Raw genomic sequence first — 17,808 nt, 5'->3', positions numbered from 1 at the left:
TGCTAGTTAGTTATTAGAAATGATGTTGTACTCTGAATTCTTGCAGCCGAACGATCGCACTATGAAGGCTGGCAACTTCCCAAGCAATCCGATCGAGTTGCGTGAAAATGGGAGTGCCTTCTCGAATCGCTTGCAGTGTAGGTGTTGCTTTGCTTAGAGCGGACGCCAACTCTGATGCACGCTGGGAATGAAGTTCTTCGACGCGATCGCGAATCGCTGCGAGATAAGAATCGAGATCCGGTAAGGGTCTGAGTGGCTGTTGCTGTTGCAGCGCATCAGCTAAATTCTCCATCACCCCAACAATAGTATTGGCGAATTGCTTCAACTCTTGACATTGGTACTCTGCATTCAATTCCCGACGATGTTCTGCCAGAGTCACGATCGAATTGAAAAACGCACGCAGATACAGTATTAAGGTTGCGATCGGTTCAACGTCTCCTTGGATATGACGAGGTTCGCTGAACAAGCGTTGTGCGGCGGCGGCGGCGTTGGCATTCTCCAGCGCAGTCTGACTGCGCTCTTTGGCAATTGAGTCTTGGTTGGAGTCGATATAATCAGCCATCACTCGCTCAAAGTAAGCAATATTGGCTCTAATTGTCTTTTCTAATTGGGCAGGAAGTTGCTGCCTTTCCCATCGAGGAAACAACAAATAACTGCCAAGTAGTGCTAATAAACCTCCAGCCAAACTATCAACAATTCGCATCACTCCAATTTGCCAACCACCGTTACTCGTCACGTTCAGCAGTAAAATAATTGCTGGGGTGAGTAGTGTAACGAACAAGCTATAGCTCAGGGATTGCACTGCCACTGCCGTGAAAATGAGCAGCAGAAGACAGCCCGTTATCACCCATGAATTGTGAATGAGCATGACGATCGCAATCCCGATAATGCCTCCAATAATCGTACCCAACACCCGCTGTAGGGTACTTTGAGAAGTACCGCCATAGTTGGGCTTCAAAGCAACTACAGCGGTTAGAGTAATCCAATAGCCTGTGGAAATGTGCAATATAGAGGCAATTAGTTCTGCGCTCGTGGCAATTATTGCCAGTCGCAGCGCGTGACGACACAACACAGAATCAAACGTGAGATTATCTCTTAATGGTTCAACAATTGAAGAAAGTGCTGGTAGTCTTGGACGGGTATTTACTGGACGAACAATGCTTCGAGCGTCTCCTTTTTGCAAAGATGCAATCAGCTTTGCATCTGCATAAACTTGTTCTGTCAGCCGTTTGAGAATAGCGTCAATCTTGCCCAGGCTAATTAATTCTGTATATTCTTCCGGTTGAACGGCAACGGTTTGATTATGCAATCGATCGCGTATCGTTTGCCGCCGATATTCCAGGGCTTCGATCGCTCGATTTAGATCTTCGAGATGAACAGAAACGTTTGCTTTTGGGATCGCCTTTGACATTTGTTGCAATGCACCAGCCAACTGTTCGATCGCTTGCTGAATTTCTGGCTGTGACTGCTGAAATAGCAGATGATTTGATGAAATCGACAATTGTTCGACTAACGCCACAATTGCAGAAGCAATTTGGGGTGTATCCTCGATTAAAACGAGTAGTTGGTTTCCCCGCACATTAGCCGTTCTTTGAGAAGTCCACACAGCCGACCAGACGCTACGGGCTCCGGTTAAAGCCTGAGTAAAATTATCCTGGGCTGGCAAGAAGCGGTTTGTCCATTCTTGGAGATCCTCTGGATTGGCTGCTCTTTCACCTGTCAATATAACTAATTGACTTAATGCCTGATAACAATTGGCAACCGATTCGAGCACAGGGGCGTAAGGACGCAGTACCCACAATCCCAGCGAAACCACAATCGCCCATATTCCACCTGCCAAACACAGCGCACATTGCTCAAGCACCGCAGACAAATTAGCAAATGTAGCAAATTTTGCCAATGCAACGATAAACATAATCGAGACACCCAGGCTGATGGATGCCGCTGCTTGACCGTATAGACTGGCAAAGCCTGCAATAAACATCACTCCAAAAGTCGTTAGAGCCGATAGCCAAAGGATGCCATGAACTAGATTGGCGAGCAACAGCATGGCTGTAATAGCGATCGCAGCTGTAATCTTAGCCGTTGCCCTTTGGCGATAAACTCCCTCCACGTTTACCAGTCCGACCATCCACGCTCCCATAACTGCGATCGCGCTAGCAGCTGGATGACCCAAAATCGCTCCTATCCCAATGGGAACCAAAACTAATACAAGGGTCTGCAAACTCGCCGCAATATCCGGCTTACCCGGTTTAAGTTGAAATTGCTGCCACAGCCAAGAAAGCGGTTGTTGAGGTTGAGAAGACATCTGTTCATCCCACTAGCTGCTATTTTTTATCTGCCAATTGGAAGCTCTTTCTCTGCCCGATAGCGATCGAGCAAACGCACGAACATAGAGCTAGTATCTACAATCTCCGTGAACCGTGCAACTTTATTTTTGTTGTATCCGAAATCACGTCACCATCAACAGTATTAGGCAAAGTTTATTTTTCCTCTATCTTGGTGTAGAATTAGAACAATTTGGCTTTCCAATTTAGGCTAACGCAAAAATTTACTTAAGGTTTTAATGGTATATTTGCATTAGTCACATTTTCTGCATTCAGCCGATCAGCCAATGCTAATAAATAAGCAAAAGGTAACTTGTCATCAGCAGAGTACTCTTGAGGTACTAAACTAACATACCAATTAATTAAATGAATAGAACCTTGGCAACTCCAATTATGGCTGGCAATTTCTGGCTGTACAGTCAACCAACCTTCACGATCGTCGTGGTTCAAACTATACCAGAAGCTGCCCCTTTCAATCTACTTTTAGTAGGGTTGGGAGGCTTACTGCTCATTATTCAAGGAATCAGCTATCGTCAAGAATTCAGTAGGGGGTAAATAACCCGGATTTGATATGAGTCCCCAAAATAGTATTATCTCTGGTTTCTTTTGTGGAGAGGTTATAGGTTGATTTCCGTTAGTTTTTCTGAGAATTTACGAGGGATTTTAGGCTGAGTGCAAACCAAGCAGTTAACAGCGTCAGAACACCAGTTATCCACAAAGGCATACTGTAGTTAATGGTAACTAACAAACCAGCTACCGCCGGCCCTAGAGCATTAGACATACTCAAGTAAGATGAATTAATCCCTTGAATTGCTCCCTGTTCTCGATTGGTACTATTGGTTGATAAAATAGCATTAATTAATGGCTGCGGGAAAGAATTACAGATTCCCAATAAACAGGCTAAAGCCAGGAAAGCAGGTAACATTGGCCAAGTGGGTATCAGTAAAAAGATAGCGGCTCGCGTTGCCAGCGCTACCGCCAAAATATTCGCTAAATTAAATCGTTTAGTAAGAGTTTCCACTGCCAAAATCTGCGTGAGGATACCCATAACACCAATCAAAGCAAACACCAGCGCCAAAGTTTGAGCATCTTGATGCAGCACTTTTAAGAAAAAGGGTTGAAATGCAAAAGTGAAAATCGTAAATGTAAATCCACTTAAAAACGTCAGTATAAAACAAGGGCCGAGCCTGGGATGTCTAGCCGACTGAAGTATCCTACCAAAACCGAACATCTGCCAACTCAAATGCAGTTCCTCTCGTTGTGGTAAAGTTTCTGGTAGCAGGAACCAAGTCAGGGCAACCGCTACAAGAGCTGCTATAGCTGCAACGAAAAAGCTCATTCCCAACGCAGACACTCCCCAAAAAGTGGGTAGCTTTTGAGCCAAATAGCTGATAGTAGGCCCAGTAATGAATCCCAGCCGAAAGGCGGCATCGAATAATCCAAAGGCTTTCGGTCTCATTGATGGTGAGGTGGTATCGGCGATTACCGCAGCGGCAACAGAAGTGTTCCCTCCCGTCAAACCATCTAGAATGCGAGCGGCAAACAGCAACCAAGCTACTGGTGTAAACGCCGCCAGCAGTGAAGCCAGCACGGTTCCCAAAAGGCTGATAACCAAAAGGGGTTTGCGTCCCAAGAAATCAGAAAAGCGTCCCAGAACGGGTGTGGCCAAAAATTGAGATAGGGCATAACTGGTGGTCAGCAAACTGGCTTGAAAGTCACTCAGTCCAAATTGTTTGGCGTATGGATACAGAATGGGTATGATAATTGTGAAGCTGACGGCGTTGATGAAGGCAATCAGCGCTATAATCCAAAACTTCAGGGGTAAATCGAACTTTTCTTTTAGGGTTCTCAGCACAGGTTTTTACAAGGTTTATTAAAAAATCCTCGCTCTTGCTTATGTTATCCCATTTTTGAATTTGATTTCCTTAATTATCTAAATACCCAATTGCTCCTAATGGCATTGCGATCTAGCCAGTTAAATTTGCGGCTAGGGAAAATTTTTCTTGTAGCAGGTTTTTCATAAGCGTGTATTTTCTACGAATGCTATATGACCGAATGATAATAAATTAAGCTTGATAGTTCTTGAACAACTACAAGCTCGACCAAGTATCCTAACTAAATAAGCTGCTTAGGATACCCTAATTAAAGATGCCGATCGCTCTATTATGGTCGCGCTGACATCAATTGTTGAATGCGCTGTGGTTCCTCTCCTAGCCAATCTGGATTCTGGGCAGTACCGTCGTAAATTGATGAAGTTTTGAACGGCTCAAAAGAGCCGCTTGATGCCGATGAAGCCGTTTTTGCTAACAGCGATTGCACCTGTTGGTCATTCATTGAGTTCGGTATAGCATTTGTGAGTTTGACGCACTTTCTGACATCTTTTCTCCTTGAAAAGCCAGCGATTGCTTAAGTACATATGGCACTTGAGCCAATTCAAATGCAAGGAAAAGTTCGCAACATCTTCCTACGGACACACAAAAGCTGGGTATTGCCAATTTAGGAGGTCTGAGCTACATGGTTGAGTAGATGCGTCGCTCTTCCGTACTTAGTGTCTACACAATACATATTTTATTCGTTTCGTCAATTTATTCTACTGGACTGGCGCTCTAGAATTGCTGCCGAAAGAAGATGAATAGGTAAACCAATATCTGAAGCTGATGCTCAAATACCGAGTATTTGTTCCACTCTCCAAGCTACTCTTGCCATTCGTAATGTTTCTGGTTTAGAAGAGTGTGGTGTTGTAATTGTTAATTATTGGGAGCCTGAATTGCTATAGGTTTAGTAAACTCCGACACAATCTTTATGCCTGACGACGGACGGACGCTCATCATACCATGTGGTATACCTAGTGAGAATGCCGTTATTGTACCATGATGCCTGCAATTGACCATCCTCAGTTAGCAGATCTTATGCAGGAAACGCGACACAGGCTGGCAAAGATTTGCTGGTTAAGTATTTTTCAGAGTGAGGATGGAGACTCATGACCCATCATCTCCGTCGCTCTATTTCCTCAGACAATAGTTCATCTCAAAATATTCCTCAGAGCATTGCCCAAGCCCATGACCCAGCAACAGCAGAAGTAGCAGATTCTCCAGATTCTTCAGTTCGACAGCCTGATTTAGCTCTGAAGATCCAGGCGCTGCAAATCCTCGATAGTAGTGATGACTGCATCAAAGTGTTGGATTTAGAGGGACAGATCCTGTTTATGAGTCGGAGAGGGCAAGTATTGCTGGGCATCCAAGACATAACGTCCTTTCTCAACACATCCTGGATAGAATTTTGGCAAGGAGCCGATCGGCTGGCTGCAATTGAGGCGATCGCCAGGGCAGCAGCAGGCGAAGTTTGTACGTTTCAAGGATATTGTCCGGCGCTAAGCGGCGAATCTAAGTGGTGGGATAGCAAAATCAGCCCTATGAGAGGAGCAGATGGGCAGGTTGAACGGCTGTTGTGCATCTCACGCGACATCACTGAACGCAGGCAGATTGAAGATCGACGCAAACAAGCAGAACAGAAATCGCGTGAGTTAGAAGAGCGGTATCAAGCCATTATTAATCAAGCCGTGACAGGTGTAGCCTGTACCGATCTCGACGGTAGACTGACGCTAGTCAATCAGAAATATTGCGATATTACCGGATACTCAGCTGATGAACTAAGGCAGCTACGAATGCAGGACATTACCCATCCTGAAGACCTACCCCGTAATCTCGAACTGTTTAACCGGATGCGAAGCGAAGGTACGCCGTTTGAGATTGAGAAACGCTATATTCGGAAAAATGGCTCGATTGTCTGGGTTAACAATAGTGTATCGGTAATCTGCGATCGCGATGGGAAACCGCAATCAGCGGTAGCGATCGTGCTGGATATTACTGAACGCAAACAGGCTCAGTTAAGTGCTGAATTGCTCGCAATAGTCACCCAGAATCTGGCTGAGACAACCTGTGTCGAAGACATTATTCAAACAGTCGGCGAACAGTTACACCGTTATCTTCCTGTGTCCCATTGTGCGTTCATTGAAGTTAATGAGAACGCTGATGAAGCGGCGATTGCTCACAGTTGGCATCAGAAAGATGTACCCAGCTTAGTTGGCATTTATTGTTTACCAGAATTTGTCACAGGAGAATTTTTTCAGACTGCCAAAATTGGACGAACCATTATTGTTCGAGATGTCACAACCGATCCACACATCGCCGATTCACAACGATTTGCAGCACTCAAAATTGGTTCGTTTATCAACGTTCCTTTGATTCGAGATGATGAATGGAAGTTTACGCTCGGTATTTATCATCAAACCCCTTACAACTGGCGTGACGATGAAATTGAGTTAATGCGCGAATTGGCAAATCGCATCTGGACGAAACTGGAACGAACTCGTGTTGAGATTGCCTTGCGCCAAAATCAGGAGATGTTCTCCGCTTTGGTCGCGGATGCACCTTTTGGGATATACATGATTGATGCAGATTTTCGCTTCCAGCAGGCTAACCAAACTGCGGTAGCTACATTTAACATTCAGCCGTTGATTGGGCGAGATCTTGCCGAGGCTCTGCGGATCATCTGGCAAGAGCCATTTGCGACCGAAGCGATCGATCGCTTCCGCCACACGCTTGCCACTGGTGAGTCCTACTACTCGCCGCCGATGGTTGAGCGCCGAGCGGATATTGAAGAAATTCAGTCTTACGATTGGCAAATCCACCGCATCACCCTGCCGGATGGCAGCTATGGTGTAGTTTGTTACTTCTACAATCTTTCAGAAATCAAACGAGCCGAAGAAATCATTCGTCGGAATGCCGATCGCGATGCGTTCCTGGTGACACTCAACGATGCGCTACGCCCGTTGACGGACTCCAGCGAAATTCAGGCAACAGCCAATCGGGTGCTGGGCGAACATCTGGGAGCCAATCGGGTGACGTACTTTGAGGTGCGAGGTGCAGATTATGTCGTGGAACAAGATTACGTCAACGGCGTAGAGTCTCTGCAAGGAGGCTACCCGATTGAGTCCTTTGGGGCAGCATTATTGGCAGTTTATCGTAGCGGTCATACCGCAACATCTGTTGATGTTGCGACCGATCGCAATTTATCTGCGGCTCAGCGATCGGCTTACGCTGGCATCCAGATTGCAGCTTATATCGGTGTCCCACTGGTTAAACAGGGTAAGTTTGTGGCAGGACTGGCAGTCCATTCCTCCAGCCCCCGAAATTGGACATCGGATGAGATTGCCCTAGCTGAAGAAGTAGCTCAACGCACTTGGGCAGCCGTCGAGCGTGCCCGTGCCGAAGCCGCCCTGCGCGAATCGGAAGCGAAATATCGATCGCTCTTTGAGTCGATAGACGAAGGTTTTTGCCTGATCGAAGTTCTGTTTGATGAATGTGGAAAAGCATTCGATTATCGCTTTCTGGAAGCCAATCCAGCCTTTGAGAAACACACCGGACTGGTAGACGCGATCGGAAAAACAGTGCGGGAATTACTGCCGCAGCACGAGGCACACTGGTTTGAAATTTACGGTAAAATCGCGCTAACGGGCGTACCAGAGCGATTTGAAAACTCTGCTCAAGAACTGGGGCGGTTTTTCGATGTTTACGCCTTCCGTATGGGTGAGCCACAAGAGCGCAAGGTGGCAGTTCTCTTCAACGATATCAGCAATCGCAAACAAACTGAAGCCGCGATCGCCGCCGACCTCAGAAATACCCAATTGTTGCGTGAATTGAGCGCACGACTGACCACTGAAACCGATATTCAGGTGCTTTATGACGAAATTTTAGCGGCTGCGATTGCGCTCACACAAGCGGATGCTGGCTCGTTCCAATTCTTCAATTATGCAACTCAAGAACTGTTGTTGCTTGCCACTCAGGGCATTAGCCCAGCGCTGAGCGAGCAGTTAGATCGGTTGAGTATGAGTTGCGATACATCCTGTGGCATTGCCTTGGCAACCGGTCAGAGAGCATTTGTTGATTTTGATGTGCCAGCAAGGGTTGACCCTGACGGGTCGATGCGAATTGATGTCGAGGCTGGACTTCTCTGTGCCCAGTCTACCCCGCTCATATCACGCAATGGCTTCGATACTTTGCCAAGATTCACGGTGTCATAGTTATATCTGTGCCTCCTCATAACACGACTGTTGATTGTTCGTGTTGTGGAGCGAAGGTAAAGAAAACCCTTAGCACCAGAACTCACAGATGTAGCAAGTGTGGCACGGTTTTAGACCGCGACCACAATGCGGCAAAAAATATCTTAGCAAAAGGCTTTAAGCTGTTAGCTGAATACTTAAACAGTACGGTAGGACATACCGGATCTGACCTCAAAAGGGTGAAAGCGCTTTCTAGAAACTGACCTCTGGCTCCAGAACGGAGACGCTCTCGATCTAAGTCGGCTCGACGAACTGCGAACCAAGAACTCTTGGGAATCCCCCGCTATATTGCCTTAGCAATTAGCGGCGGGAGTATGTCAAGTAATTTCACCGGTGTATACTTAAAAGTCCTAGTCTAGGATTAAGTTGTATGGCAAACCACTTATATCTACTCAAATATAATTAAAGTAAACCATGCTCTGAACTCAGAGCATGGTTTTATGGTAGAAAGCTACTTAAAAAACTAACTAAAAGTATGGCAAATTGGGTAAAGATCGAAGGTTTGGTCAAAAAAGGGTATGGTGTTGCATCAGGCCAAGGTAAAGACCCTCGTTTCCCCAACGGCACGATTGAAATGCAAAAACCTTTTTTTCAGGAGCGGGGTCTGGATTTAAGTAACTATTTTCCTGGAACAATCAATATTTCTATTGCTCCACATACATACGAAATTAAACAAGCGAAATATACATTCAGAAATGTCAAATGGTCAGCAGAGCCAGCAGAAGACTTCTCCTTTTGCGATTGTCTTCTTTGGCTGCATCAGGGGCGATCGCAGCCAGGTTTAATCTATTATCCTCATCCTGAAACTAAACCAGAGCATTTTCAGACTCCCGATACTCTGGAGATTATTACACCCTTTATCAGTGACTTGAAATATGGAGATAAACTGATTATTGCTGTAGATAGCGAACAAATTAATATTGATAGCGATCGCATCTAAATTCAAGCCGCAATATCAACTTCCACTGGTGCATATTTGACTAACCAGCGATGGAGCATTACCATCACCACGGAGAGCGGTATCATCAGCATAGGAATAACTTCCAGATTAATTTTGTCAGCCAGCCAACCCACTGCCGTTGGGATACTCACCGCGCCAATACTGCCCACACTGGATAAAAAACCGATCGCAGCTGGAACAAGTGTAGCTGGAATTCGGCGCGGCATTAGCCAGATAGTAGTTGGGAAAATAGCTGCCAGCGCAAACCCAATCAGCGGTAAACTCCACAGTTGATTGGGAAACAGCCACCAAATCAGCAAACCTGCTGTGAGTAAAGCCAGAGAGCCATCAATCAGCCGAGTTGCCCCAACCTGCTTCATCAATTGTCCCATACTCAATCGTCCTATTGTTAGTCCGAACCAATACGCCGTGATGCTATATCCTGCTACTGCAACAGGTGTACCGCGACTCATGGTTTGCACTGTAAAAGCCCAATTCCCCAAAGATACTTCTGTACCGACATATACCAGTAACAACAAACCCGCGACTAACACCGTCGGTTTTTTGAGTGCCAGACCCAGATTTGTTTGAGCGCTTTCACCAGAAGCGACTGGCGATGAATTCATCAACGAGTAACGCTGGAAAATCACCCACATCATACCGATCGCTAACAATCCTACCATTGCGGCAAATACCCAATATATCGATCGCCAACTCACTCCCATTGTCAGTAAAGTAGTAGCAATGGCAGGGCCAGAAAGTGCGCCAATGCCATAGAAAGCATGAAGCATTCCCATCAGATGGGCATTGCGCTGCTCGTGTGCCATAAAGGTGTTAATGCCTGCATCGATTAGCCCAATTCCCAGTCCCAATAGCGTTCCCGTCATCACCATCACGAACCAATGAACGGTGGTAGCATAGATGCACAAGGCACTGGTGACACTCACGGCGGCTAGCAAAATCGTCCTCGCCAGTCCAATGCGATCGGTCAATATACTACTGGTAAGTGCGGCGACAATATAACCGCTGATTTGACTGAAAAACAAGATAGTCACTGTCGCCGTCGTCAGATTGTACGTAGTCAGAATGGAAGGTAGCAAAACACCCAAACCGCTCTCGGCAATAGCGATCGCAATAAAGGCATAGAACGCCAAAGCTACACCAATCCAAGCAGGAAGAGATTTACGCTTCATCTCATTCTCTCATCAATCGATCGCATTCTAGTCTGTCGAGCCGCATTTAATCCAGATCGCTGTCTTCATATACAATGCGATCTTCGGGCGCAACGCCCATCGGTTCAGCTGCCAATAGAAATCTGATATCGATCGCAAAATGATAAGCTCTAATTTCTAACTTTTGTTGAAAATAAAAACGATGAGCGGCGAAACGCTGAACGCCGGAATCAAGATGTAATTGTTGGCAATCGTGGGATTTGGCATAGTTAATCACCCATTGCAATAGTGCTTGACCGTAACCTTGAGAACGATGTTCCAGGGAGACGATTAAATCATCCACGTATAAAAACTTTCCCCAAGACAAACTTTCAGAAATTCTAAATCCCGCGACGGCTTTAATATTTTCCTCATCTTCCAGATATACTAAACAATAGCCTTGTTGTTCTTGCCGCCTGACACGAGTAGTGAAATCAGTTTCAATTAGATGAGGGCGTAGTTGTTGCATAATGGGGAAGCAACGTGCAATTTCGGCATCTGATTTGGCTAGCGCGATTTGAACCATATATAATCTGACAAATACAAACAGCCAGAGCTATTTAGCGATCGCACTTTCTGACTCAGCTAAATTGAGCGATCGCACCATTCGGCATAAGGTCAGCAAATTGTTGACCTTGTTGAATAAAAAACTGTTTAAATATAGCATCTTTCTGAGCTTCAGTCAAAATTACTTGCTCAATCAGCTCTGCTTGTTGTTCTAGGGTCGTGGCAACACTTAGACTTTTGATGGGGCTAATATAGCAGCTAAATGGAAAGGTAACTATCACGGCTGTTCGGCCTCAGAAGCTTGGTTTATTTTGACAAACCTGACGGATTTAAAGAGGGCTTTATCTGCCAAACCTTTCTGCGGTATTAGTTAAATTTCATATTGCTTTCATAATTTTATAGTATCTTATTTAAAATAAGAAGCAAAATTTTCTTATTTAGTTGCATAGGGTAAAACTCTAGAAAAAAATAGGCAGTATAAAAAATTGAAAAAGAGTAATTATGTGGAAATTATGGGAATATCTACTAATAGCAGTTTATATAGCAGCGTTACTGGCGCTCAGCCGTTGGATTGGGCAAACAGCTTTTTCTTGGATGCCTCCCCAAGCTACAGCAGAAGCCCAAAAAGTAGATGAATTATTTAGCTTCTTAGTCTCAATTGGCGCATTCATCCTGCTTGGACTACTTGGGATGATGCTGTATTCCGTACTCTTCTTTCGCGCACCTCAGAATGACTACAGCGAGGGACACCCTTTTAGAGGTGATGTGAGACTGGAAATTCTCTGGACTGCTGCCCCAACTTTGCTGGTATTGTGGATTGCTTTCCAAAGTTTCAATATTTATCAGCAATTAAATATCTTAGGTTTAGGGCAAGTCGTACATTTACATTTACCCTTAGAATCTGAACCTGCTTATGCTGAATCAGTTAGCGATATCCCTAAACCTGCGGCTGAAACAATTGATGTTTTTGTTAAACAATGGAGTTGGTCTTTTCGCTATCCAAATAACGCTACCAGTCAGGAATTACATTTAGTTGTCAACCGTCCTACTCGCCTAAATTTGCACGCTCAAGACGTACTTCACAGTTTTTATGTTCCTGAATTTCGCTTACAGCAATATGTTGTTCCCGGACGACATATTGATATTGTGATAACGCCAATTCGACCGGGAAAATATCATTTAAAAGATTCTTTATTCAGCGGTACTTACTTTGCTTTGATGGATGCAGATGTATACGTTGAATCTTCTCAAGCTTATAACCAATGGCTCACGGAAATGGTTGCTGGCGAACAAATTCCAGCCACAAATCAAGCCGTTGCTGAGTATACCGAACCACCAAAGACATTGTTTAAAACTGGCTGGTACACAGTAACACCTGCTGAACCTCCTGTTATTACAACGAAAAGGAAAGTGAATAATGACGCATGATTCTACTGAAAATTTAAGCGGGGTTACTGAGCCTGAAAATTCCCGAAACGAGTCTGAGGATAATGGGCGAAGCTACTTTAGTTTTAGCACCGATCATAAAGTGATTGGTGTTCAATACATGGTGACGACTTTTATTTTTTTCCTCATCGGCGGACTGTTAGCAATGCTCATCCGTGCCGAACTGATTACTCCGGCATCAAATATAGTCGATCGCCCTCTCTACAACGCCTTATTTACCATGCACGGGACAATCATGATTTTTCTGTGGATTATCCCGTTCAATGCAGGTCTTTCTAACTATTTAGTACCATTAATGATTGGTGCAAGGGATATGGCATTTCCCCTGCTCAATGCCATTTCTTTTTGGATTATTCCACCCGCAGGTATTTTGTTAATATCTAGCTTTTTATTACCTAACGGCCCGTCACAAGCAGGTTGGTGGTCTTATCCACCAGTCAGCCTTCAATTTCCCCCAGATCAACCAATTAACGGCGAATTATTTTGGATTATAAGTTTAATTCTGTTAGGTATCTCTTCTATCATGGGGGCAATCAACTTTGTAACTACTATCTTTTGGATGCGATCGCCAGGGATGACCTTTTTCCGAATGCCTGTCTTTGTTTGGTCAGTTCTCAGCGCTCAGTTATTGCAATTAATTAATTTGCCTTCCCTAACAGGTGCGTTGATATTACTGTTATTTGACCTTAATTTTGGCACGAATTTCTTTAAACCTTTAGAAAATGGCGACCCCATTATTTACCAACATTTATTCTGGTTTTATTCTCATCCAGCAGTTTACATTATGGCGCTGCCAGCCTTCGGTATTTTTGCAGAAGTTTTACCTGCTTTTTCTCGTAATCCTTTATTTGGTTATCGATCGCTTGCTATTGCCTCATTAGGAATTGCGGTAGTCAGCATCTTCGTTTGGGTACATCATTTGTTTACCAGTGCTACTCCAAACTGGATGCGGATATTATTCATGTTTACTTCCATGTTGGTTGCCGTGCCTACAGGTGTAAAAGCATTCGGCTGGACTGCGACAATTTGGAAAAGTAAGCTGCATTTAGAAACACCCATGCTATTTGCAATGGGAGGAGCAGCAATGTTTCTTCTGGGTGGCGTAACTGGTGTTATGTTGGCCGCAGTACCATTCGATCTTCACGTTCATAATACCTATTTTATAGTCGGTCATTTCCACTACATTGTTTTCAATACGATCACGATGGCAATTTTCGCTGCCATTTACTTTTGGTTTCCCAAAATAACAGGAAGGATGTACGCTGAAGGTTGGGGTAAGCTACATTTCTGGTTGACTTTTATCGGTGCTAACTTCACCTTTTTCCCTATGCTGCCACTGGGTTTACAGGGAATGGTACGCCGAATTTCTTCTTACGATCCGCAGTATCAAGGATGGAATATTATCGCTAGTCTCGGAGGGTTTTTTCTGGGAGTATCCACGCTACCTTTTATTGCTAATATAGTAGCTTCTTGGATATACGGACAGAGGGCAACTGATAATCCTTGGCACGCTAGTGGTTTGGAATGGACGACTTCCTCACCACCACCGCACGATAACTTTGCAGAAATTCCGGTTGTAAATAGACCTCCTTATGACTACGGCAACCCAAAATATTCTGTAACAGAACCTTCTGAATCAAGTGAGTGAAACCTTACAACGGAATGGGGAAGTTTTATTGTTTTCTATTCCCTATTCCCTATTCTCTATTCCCTTTTGAATTATGCAACGTCGCACTATCCATATTGATGAAAGTCCTATTCGTTTTGAACGTTGGCTAAAATACCTGCCAAACTGGTTACAGCGTTTCTTACCAAGTGGTGGCGGTAATCACGAAGACCATCATGGCAAAACGATGTTTGGATTTACTATTTTTCTGCTTTCAGAGAGCATCGTTTTTCTGAGTTTTTTCTTTACTTATATTGCTTTACGATTGACACATTCTCACTGGCTTCCCCCTGGCGTTAAAGGGCCAGAATTGTCTATCGCCGTAATGGTCAATACGATCGTTCTTCTTTCTAGTAGTTTGGTAATTCAGTTAGCAGAAAATGCCCTCAAACGCCATAAAATTAATAAATTTCGCTGGCTGTGGCTGACTACTTCCGGGATGGGGGCTTACTTTCTAATCGGTGAGATAAAAGAGTGGCTTGGTTTAGATTTTGGTCTATCTACAGGGTTAGTTGGCGGAACGTTTTATTTGCTGACGGGATTTCACGCTTTGCACGTTTTTAGTGGTATCATCTTACAGATAATTATGCTTATCCGTTCTTTCCGGGCGAGAAATTATAATAAAGGTCATGTTGGCGTGAGTGCAACTACTTTTTTTTGGCATTTCGTTGATGGAATTTGGGTTATCCTTTTTTCGCTTATTTATTTGTGGAAAGCTTAGAAAATTACTTAGTTTTAAAACATAATTTTATGTACGATCGTGATTCAAAAAATAAAATTAGATTCCAAAGCCGAATTTTTATATGTCGATCGCAAATTTTCTCTCAATAGTTGAATTTTAAAACAAATAAAGCCCTCTGCGGACTTTATTTGTTTTTTTATTTATGCTTGATGAGACTCTAACCAAGCGGTTAAATCTGCGGGTTGAGAGAAATCTAAGAGTGCTTCGCCCAAGTCTTCTAATTGTGCGATCGATAAAGTTTGTATTTTCGCTTGTATTTCGGGAGTAACCAACCCAATTCGACGGTTAAGTTGACGCATTATTACCGCTATTTCTCCTCGTTGCAAGATATCTTGATAGATGACAGATTCGCGCATAATTTCCTCTCTGAATAGTTGGGTAATCAAATTTTTGTCAAATCGCAAACCTGCAAGGACATATATACAGGCTGCCACATTTTGCCGTTGCGGGGTTTCTTCAATATTAGCGACCTGTTGGGCTACTTGCGCCAGTAAAGCCTGGGGTGATTCGCTTCGCGCTAATGTCGCCAGCGGTAAAAGCCCAGAATTGGCTAACAGTGGCGCGGGGTCTTCTTCCCACATTCGGATGACTCGATAGCGATGGCGGGTATTAGGAGCGGTAAACTCGTTGGTATAGGCGATTTCGGAAGTAGTGGATTTGAGGAAAATCACTACTTGTTCCACATTGCAACGATATTTTCGATACAGTCTTAGCCAGTAATCAAGCATCCGTAATGGTAGTGGCGGATCTGATGCTGGTAAGGTTTGAAATTCCAGGTGCAGAATTAAATTTGGGGTTTGTAGTAAGGTGATAGAATCGGCGCGAATTGGTTCTAGGCTGAGTTCTGTTTTTAATACTTGAATGTTAGATGTTTCAGATGGAAGTAGCCATTGCACAAATTCGGCGGGGTATTCTTCGGCGAGGTATTTACAAAGGTTGTCCGTGTTCAATGGTGGATTGGGTGTTGAATTGAGTTGTTTTGATATTATTTTAATATATATTGTGCGTATTTGGATAATTAAGTATTGTTATTTATCCACATAATTTAATTCGATTTATATGTTTTTAATATAAACATTCGTAGACATTGCTATTGGGCAGATTGTTTATATAGATTTTGCATTTCGCTCATCACCCGCCTGCGATTCAAATCGCAGCGTCATAGCGAAAATCCTCTGAAGAGGACTGTTTATAAGAGCGAGACTTTTGTAGGGGCGAAGCATTCGGGCGACAATCTTTGTAGCTTCACCAAAATTGAACAATCCGAATGCTTCGCCCTTCCCCCAGCGAGTGATGCAGATGTGATTGTACAGAGAACCCAGGTTTCTGCTGTCTGCAAACAATGTTGCTTAAATGATGATAGAGAAACCCGGTTTATTTGCTTTTCTTCAGTCGTCTTTAGACGACTTTAGCTATTAGCCTGGGAATTGATTCCCAGGCGGGCTGTGTTCGCCAACGAGTGATGTATTTCCAGGCGTTTTCCACAGCTTTATTTACTTTTTCTCTTCCCTTCATCAACAATACCAGTACGACGCACTTTCATAATCAAGCTAGTACCTTCCGTCAGCATCCAAAGCACAACATCCAGCGGAGGATATCCTTGATAAACAAGGAAATTTCCTTGCACAATAATCAAGAAAGCTTGCAAAATAAATAAAGCAGCAAGTGCTTTTAATTCAATTCGTTGACGAGTTTTTTTAACTGCTAATTTTGCTTTTGTCATATTGTCTACCTCGATAATGGCGTTATGTATACCAAGTTAGACAGCCCTTATTTAATTGAAAATGGAATCAATTAGAGGGAAGTAGAAGGTTAGTATTTTTTGGAGCAAAATAGAAATTAATAGAAGCAGGTAGAACCAGGTAGAATCATGTAGAAAAGTTAGAATAACCCTTGGCAAATTGTCTAAAATACCTCTATGATTGAATCAGGCGACCTCAGCGGGATAAGTTATGACTCTGCCAACCTATAAAGAGAAAGAGCAAGAGTTCCTAGAAGCAATGGCTAAGTGCTTCGGATTTAAGGACAAATGCAAGTTGGTGTTTTTGGAACGTTTCCGCCAAGCTAATGATGATTTAGAAAATAAGGAACTGGCGGAAGTTTTGCAGGATAATTTACTGGAACCGGGAGAGATTCCTAGTAAAGCGGAATTTGCCCTGCGCGACTATTTGAAGCAGATTTATAAGAAGCTGGAAGCGGCGGGTTGTGATTTCAATGGCGCTAAAAAAGATAAATGCGAAATTGCTAAAGCTTGGTTGCGGGAAACTCGGTATCAGCAATGGTTAAAAGAGGATTATTTTTGGGATAAATTGAAAGCGAAGGGAAAGCTAACTAACCAAATGGGCGCGATGTTGGTAAAAGTTTCAGACTTGGGACTGCGGCATCAAGAAAAAAGTCCTTACGTCAAATCTGTACCGAGAGGAAGTGATATTAAAATTGGAATCAATCTCGCAAGGGAGGGATACTTAATATTATTGGAGAGGGAACCATCGGGAGTGGTTTGTTGTTTGTGTCCTTCGGAATATGCGCCTAATTCTCGTTGTGCTGCTGGGGTAATGGTTTTGCCGCAATACCCCCCATCAGAGTATGCAACTTTTGGATCGGATGAGGTGGGAAGAGAGCAAATTTTAGCTTTGATTACGCAGGAATTGCCGCCTCTAGATTGGTTGGAAAAAAGTAAGGAAGAAGCTTTGGAATTGGATCGAGAGCATTTGTATGGACTGCTGGAATATGTGGAAGGGAATCGAGATTGTCAGGTGTTGTGGACGGAATATAGTGTGGTTTAAAAACCGGAGTTTTGAATCAATAATTGGGATGAAATATTGACGTGACGGCAAAAAGCTTGGTT

16 protein-coding genes are annotated in these 17,808 nt (G+C 43.8%); 8 read left to right on the top strand and 8 right to left on the bottom strand.

All coding sequences use genetic code 11. The annotated features are described in order from the left end of the window. Nucleotides 1-13: 13 nt before the first annotated feature. Entirely contained in the window at nucleotides 14-2,308 is a 2,295-nt protein-coding gene (locus ACE1CD_RS14605; RefSeq protein ID WP_374825039.1) for an FUSC family protein, read from the bottom strand. Between the two features lie 385 nt (nucleotides 2,309-2,693). On the opposite strand from ACE1CD_RS14605, the gene ACE1CD_RS14600 reads away from it, so the two are divergent. Next, a complete protein-coding gene (locus tag ACE1CD_RS14600) occupies nucleotides 2,694-2,882 on the top strand; it encodes a hypothetical protein (protein ID WP_374795475.1) in 189 nt (62 codons plus the stop codon). 79 nt (nucleotides 2,883-2,961) lie between these two features. Here the strand turns inward: ACE1CD_RS14600 and ACE1CD_RS14595 are convergent, their stop codons facing one another. Then, the gene (locus tag ACE1CD_RS14595; protein ID WP_374795474.1) at nucleotides 2,962-4,182 is read right to left on the bottom strand and encodes an MFS transporter; all 1,221 of its coding nucleotides are present in this window, start codon (nucleotides 4,180-4,182) and stop codon (nucleotides 2,962-2,964) included. A 308-nt stretch (nucleotides 4,183-4,490) separates the two neighbouring features. Continuing rightward, nucleotides 4,491-4,661 (bottom strand): hypothetical protein, encoded by a 171-nt coding sequence (locus ACE1CD_RS14590; protein ID WP_374795473.1) that lies wholly within the window; start codon nucleotides 4,659-4,661, stop codon nucleotides 4,491-4,493. Nucleotides 4,662-5,307: 646 nt separating this feature from the next. Here ACE1CD_RS14590 and ACE1CD_RS14585 point away from each other — a divergent pair. The 3 genes from ACE1CD_RS14585 (at nucleotide 5,308) to ACE1CD_RS14575 (ending at nucleotide 9,388) form a co-directional block, all read left to right on the top strand. Continuing rightward, entirely contained in the window at nucleotides 5,308-8,409 is a 3,102-nt protein-coding gene (locus tag ACE1CD_RS14585; RefSeq protein WP_374825037.1) for a PAS domain S-box protein, read from the top strand. An 8-nt stretch (nucleotides 8,410-8,417) separates the two neighbouring features. Then, nucleotides 8,418-8,651, top strand: coding sequence for a zinc ribbon domain-containing protein (locus ACE1CD_RS14580; protein WP_374825034.1), 234 nt, complete (start codon nucleotides 8,418-8,420; stop codon nucleotides 8,649-8,651). A 272-nt stretch (nucleotides 8,652-8,923) separates the two neighbouring features. Continuing rightward, nucleotides 8,924-9,388 carry a hypothetical protein gene (locus ACE1CD_RS14575; protein WP_374825031.1) on the top strand — a complete coding sequence of 155 codons (465 nt, stop codon included), beginning with the start codon at nucleotides 8,924-8,926 and terminating at the stop codon, nucleotides 9,386-9,388. Nucleotides 9,389-9,390: 2 nt separating this feature from the next. Here ACE1CD_RS14575 and ACE1CD_RS14570 read toward each other — a convergent pair whose 3' ends face one another. From ACE1CD_RS14570 to ACE1CD_RS14560, 3 genes are read right to left on the bottom strand one after another with little or no spacing between them, the layout of a single operon-like run. Continuing rightward, nucleotides 9,391-10,581 carry a sugar MFS transporter gene (locus ACE1CD_RS14570; RefSeq protein WP_374795470.1) on the bottom strand — a complete coding sequence of 397 codons (1,191 nt, stop codon included), beginning with the start codon at nucleotides 10,579-10,581 and terminating at the stop codon, nucleotides 9,391-9,393. Nucleotides 10,582-10,627: 46 nt separating this feature from the next. Beyond that, complete coding sequence (locus ACE1CD_RS14565) at nucleotides 10,628-11,125, bottom strand: GNAT family N-acetyltransferase (protein WP_374795469.1); 498 nt, start codon at nucleotides 11,123-11,125, stop codon at nucleotides 10,628-10,630. A 55-nt stretch (nucleotides 11,126-11,180) separates the two neighbouring features. Further along, nucleotides 11,181-11,387, bottom strand: coding sequence for a hypothetical protein (locus tag ACE1CD_RS14560; protein WP_374825028.1), 207 nt, complete (start codon nucleotides 11,385-11,387; stop codon nucleotides 11,181-11,183). A gap of 220 nt (nucleotides 11,388-11,607) precedes the next feature. Between ACE1CD_RS14560 and ACE1CD_RS14555 the strand changes: the two genes are divergently transcribed. The 3 genes from ACE1CD_RS14555 (at nucleotide 11,608) to ACE1CD_RS14545 (ending at nucleotide 14,939) form a co-directional block, all read left to right on the top strand. Further along, nucleotides 11,608-12,534 carry a cytochrome c oxidase subunit II gene (locus ACE1CD_RS14555; protein WP_374825025.1) on the top strand — a complete coding sequence of 309 codons (927 nt, stop codon included), beginning with the start codon at nucleotides 11,608-11,610 and terminating at the stop codon, nucleotides 12,532-12,534. Next, a complete protein-coding gene (gene ctaD, locus ACE1CD_RS14550; protein ID WP_374825023.1) occupies nucleotides 12,524-14,200 on the top strand; it encodes a cytochrome c oxidase subunit I in 1,677 nt (558 codons plus the stop codon). Before ACE1CD_RS14555 ends, ctaD begins: the two co-directional genes overlap by 11 nt. A 73-nt stretch (nucleotides 14,201-14,273) precedes the next feature. After that, nucleotides 14,274-14,939, top strand: coding sequence for a heme-copper oxidase subunit III (locus ACE1CD_RS14545; RefSeq protein WP_374825020.1), 666 nt, complete (start codon nucleotides 14,274-14,276; stop codon nucleotides 14,937-14,939). Nucleotides 14,940-15,100: 161 nt separating this feature from the next. On the opposite strand, the gene ACE1CD_RS14540 is transcribed toward ACE1CD_RS14545, so the two are convergent. Further along, nucleotides 15,101-15,910 (bottom strand): Rpn family recombination-promoting nuclease/putative transposase, encoded by an 810-nt coding sequence (locus tag ACE1CD_RS14540; protein ID WP_374825017.1) that lies wholly within the window; start codon nucleotides 15,908-15,910, stop codon nucleotides 15,101-15,103. Between the two features lie 539 nt (nucleotides 15,911-16,449). Beyond that, nucleotides 16,450-16,683, bottom strand: coding sequence for a hypothetical protein (locus ACE1CD_RS14535; RefSeq protein WP_374825014.1), 234 nt, complete (start codon nucleotides 16,681-16,683; stop codon nucleotides 16,450-16,452). Between the two features lie 229 nt (nucleotides 16,684-16,912). On the opposite strand from ACE1CD_RS14535, the gene ACE1CD_RS14530 reads away from it, so the two are divergent. Next, nucleotides 16,913-17,746, top strand: coding sequence for a DUF4384 domain-containing protein (locus ACE1CD_RS14530; RefSeq protein WP_374825011.1), 834 nt, complete (start codon nucleotides 16,913-16,915; stop codon nucleotides 17,744-17,746). The last annotated feature ends 62 nt before the right edge of the window (nucleotides 17,747-17,808 follow it).

It is taken from the genome of Aerosakkonema sp. BLCC-F183 (genome assembly GCF_041929145.1).
GTDB lineage: Bacteria > Cyanobacteriota > Cyanobacteriia > Cyanobacteriales > Aerosakkonemataceae > Aerosakkonema.
This window is presented reverse-complemented; position numbering and strand designations above follow the sequence as displayed.